The sequence below is a fragment of the Arthrobacter sp. SPT-J7 genome (assembly GCF_059089965.1).
On the sequence record NZ_JBNHFF010000298.1, the window covers coordinates 1 to 3282 of the forward strand.

Below are 3282 nucleotides of genomic sequence, written 5' to 3' on the forward strand. Positions count from 1 at the left end.
TGACACTGACGGCGCCGTGGACATCTTCGTCGCGGGTGTCGGCACGGGCGGCACCGTCACCGGCGTCGGACAGGTTCTGAAGGAACGCAAGCCCGGCGTCCAGATCGTGGCAGTAGAGCCCAAGGACTCCGCGATCCTCAATGGCGGCGCACCCGGCCCGCACAAGATCCAGGGCATCGGAGCAAACTTCGTCCCCGAAATCCTGGACACCAACGTCTACGACGAAGTCCTGGATGCCACGCTCGAGGACTCTGTCCGTGTAGCCCGCGAGCTCGGCGTCAAGGAAGGCATCCTGGGCGGCATCTCCTCGGGCGCCATCGTGTGGGGCGCCCTGGAACTGGCCAAGCGGCCGGAGAACGCCGGCAAGCTGATCGTGGCTGTAGTCTGCGACTTCGGCGAGCGTTACATCTCCACTGTGCTCTATGACGACATCCGCGGCTGATTAGAACTGCCATCCGCCTGTTTCCTGTAGAAAGAACTTTGTGGGCTTTTTCGCAAGACTAAAGGAAGACCTCGACGCCGCCCGGTCCCACGACCCGGCGGCTCGAGGTTCTTTTGAGAACTTTTTCGCCTATTCCGGTCTGCATGCCATCTGGATTCACCGGCTGACGCACCGTCTCTGGCAGAACCCGGCCCTGCGTTTCCCTGCGCGGCTGATCTCCCAGCTGGGCAGGTTCGTGACCGGTATCGAAATCCATCCCGGCGCGACAATCGGCCGGCGGTTCTTTATCGACCACGGCATGGGCGTGGTGATCGGTGAAACGGCGGAAATCGGTGAGGACGTGATGATGTACCACGGCGTCACGCTGGGCGGCCGCTCGCTGGCGAGGATCAAACGGCACCCCACCATCGGTGACCGCGTAACCATTGGCGCCGGCGCCAAGATTCTGGGACCGATCACCATCGGCGAGGACAGTGCCGTGGGCGCCAACGCCGTGGTGGTGAAGGACGCGCCGCCGGAATCTATCGTCACCGGCGTTCCCGCCAAGTGGCGCCACCGGGACGCGCAGCGGGAGACCAAGCCCGCCGTGGACCCGGCTGAATACGAGATCGAATACCATCTCTAACGCTCACCCTGGCGCCACCCGCTTCAACACGGTTCGTCGCGGCTTGTGGTGGCTGTGCTTTGCGATCACGCGATCGAGGGCGCACGCATCAATTCGTCGTACCTTACGTCCAGCGCCAGGACGTTGACCCCCAGGACCTTCAGCGGTTCCATCGGTCTACGCGGCGGGCGGGCCTGGACCACGAGCCCATTGCTGCGAACCTTCCTGGCTGCTTCAACGCCGGTTCCGGCGGAAGCGCAAGTGACTACCGCTAATGGCCGGGGCATGCGGGACTCCCTCGCTGGACGCGTTCCGCCCGCGCAGGGACAGCAACGGCCGGCAACTCCCAGAGCAGCTGGGAACTGCCGGCCGCAGGTGGGCTGTCAGTTCGTGACTAGTGGGTGTCCACTGCCTCGATTTCGGACTTGTCCTCGCCCCAGAGGGTGTGGAAGGTGCCTTCCGCATCCACGCGGCCGTAGGTGTGGGCGCCGAACAGGTCGCGCTGGCCCTGGATCAGGGCGGCAGCAACGCGCTTCCGGCGCAAGCCGTCGTAGTAGGCCAGCGAGGAAGAGAACACCGGCACCGGAATGCCCAGCTGGACAGCCGTGGCAACAACGCGGCGCCAGGCCGGAACGGCGTCGGCGATGGCCTTGGTGAAGGCCGGAGCGAACAGCAGGTTGGCGGGCTTCTCGTCAGCTGCGTAAGCCTTGGTGATGTCCTTCAGCAGCTCGGCGCGGATGATGCAGCCGGCGCGCCACAGCGAAGCAATTTCGTCCAGCTTCAGGTCCCAGCCGTATTCCTTGGCTGCGGACGTCAGCATGTCCAGGCCTTGGGCGTAGGAGACCAGCTTGGAGGCGTACAGGGCCTGGCGAACGTCCTCCACGAAGGTCTCCGGGATTTCCACCGACGCCTCGTTGCCGGCCAGGAGCTCCTGGCCCAGCTTGCGCTGGTCCGCCTGCGAAGACAGGGCGCGGGCGAACACGGATTCGGCGATGCCGGAGACCGGCGAGCCCAGTTCCAGTGCGGAGATGACAGTCCAGCGGCCGGTGCCCTTCTGGCCGGCAGCGTCCACTACGACGTCGACGAACGGCTTGCCGGTCTTGGCATCAACGTGGCCCAGGACCTCTGCCGAGATTTCGATCAGGAAGGAGGAGAGCTCGCCCTTGTTCCACTCGGAGAAGATCTTGGACTGCTCCGCAGGCTCGATGCCTGCACCGGAGCGCAGCAGGTCGAACGCTTCGCCGATGACCTGCATGTCGGCGTATTCAATGCCGTTGTGGACCATCTTGACGAAGTGGCCGGCGCCGTCGGTTCCCACCCAGGCGCAGCATGGTTCGCCATCGACCTTGGCGGAGATCTTTTCCAGCAGCGGACCGAGGGCTTTGTAGGACTCCTCGGAACCGCCGGGCATGATGGAGGGGCCGTTGAGGGCGCCTTCTTCACCGCCGGAGACGCCGACGCCCACGAAGTGCAGGTCCTTCTTGGCCAGCACGGCTTCGCGGCGGCGGGTGTCCTCGTAGTGGGAGTTGCCGGCGTCGATTATGATGTCGCCGGCCTCCAGCAGCGGTTCGAGCTGCTCGATGACGGAGTCAACGGGCTTGCCGGCCTTCACCATGATCAGGACGCGGCGGGGCTTCTCCAGGGAGTCCACCAGCTCCTGCAGGGTTTCGGTGCGGATGAAGTCGCCGTCCGAGCCGTGCTTTTTCAGCAGGGCGTCAGTCTTTTCCACCGAACGGTTGTGCAGTGCGACCGTGAAGCCGTTCCGCGCGAGGTTGCGGGCCAGGTTGGCGCCCATCACCGCAAGGCCGGTGACACCGATGTGTGCAGACATCAAAACTCCAATTCATGCTGTGCGTTGGATGTGCAGTACGGCTCCCTTTTGCGTGGAAGCACAGTTGCAGACCAAGGGTCTGAATAAAGCATATATATTCGGCGGGTCACAGGAAAGTAACGCCCACCTATTGGAACCCCTTGTGTCGTTTCCCGTCCGGGGCGAAAAGCAGGCGAAGCATCGGCTCGCATAGGCTTAGCAGCATGACCACCAGCCTCCACCACCGTGCCATCGAGAATCTGGGCACCCGAATCGTCTCGGGCAACCTGCCGGCCGGCCACGTAATGCTGGCGGAGCAGCTGGAGGATGAGCTGAAGGTGTCCCGGTCGGTCATCCGCGAGGCGGTCCGGGTGCTGCAGTCCTTAGGTTTGGTGGAAACCACCAAGCGCGTGGGCATCCGGGTCC

Annotated in this window: 5 protein-coding genes; 3 read left to right on the top strand and 2 right to left on the bottom strand. The window is 64.1% G+C overall.

Annotated features, from left to right (window positions below; genetic code table 11):
- Both AC5RWX_RS31615 and epsC read left to right on the top strand, forming a co-directional pair.
- A partial coding sequence (locus tag AC5RWX_RS31615) for a pyridoxal-phosphate dependent enzyme (RefSeq protein WP_494100141.1) occupies window positions 1-442 on the top strand: 442 nt, incomplete at its 5' end.
- Window positions 443-482: 40 nt separating this feature from the next.
- Window positions 483-1067 carry a serine O-acetyltransferase EpsC gene (epsC, locus tag AC5RWX_RS31620; RefSeq protein ID WP_163162734.1) on the top strand — a complete coding sequence of 195 codons (585 nt, stop codon included), beginning with the start codon at window positions 483-485 and terminating at the stop codon, window positions 1065-1067.
- Between the two features lie 65 nt (window positions 1068-1132).
- On the opposite strand, the gene AC5RWX_RS31625 is transcribed toward epsC, so the two are convergent.
- Together AC5RWX_RS31625 and gnd are read right to left on the bottom strand one after the other, a co-directional pair.
- Window positions 1133-1333 carry a hypothetical protein gene (locus tag AC5RWX_RS31625; protein WP_494100142.1) on the bottom strand — a complete coding sequence of 67 codons (201 nt, stop codon included), beginning with the start codon at window positions 1331-1333 and terminating at the stop codon, window positions 1133-1135.
- 107 nt (window positions 1334-1440) lie between these two features.
- Window positions 1441-2877, bottom strand: coding sequence for an NADP-dependent phosphogluconate dehydrogenase (gene gnd, locus AC5RWX_RS31630; RefSeq protein ID WP_494100143.1), 1437 nt, complete (start codon window positions 2875-2877; stop codon window positions 1441-1443).
- Between the two features lie 203 nt (window positions 2878-3080).
- Here gnd and AC5RWX_RS31635 point away from each other — a divergent pair.
- Window positions 3081-3282, top strand: a 202-nt coding sequence (locus AC5RWX_RS31635; protein WP_494100144.1) for a FadR/GntR family transcriptional regulator, incomplete at its 3' end; no start/stop codon positions are given.

Coding starts and splice junctions, on each gene's coding strand:
- gnd (WP_494100143.1), bottom strand. CDS start 2,877: ATGTCTGCACACATCGGTGTCACCGGCCTTGCGGTGATGGGCGCCAAC.
- AC5RWX_RS31625 (WP_494100142.1), bottom strand. CDS start 1,333: ATGCCCCGGCCATTAGCGGTAGTCACTTGCGCTTCCGCCGGAACCGGC.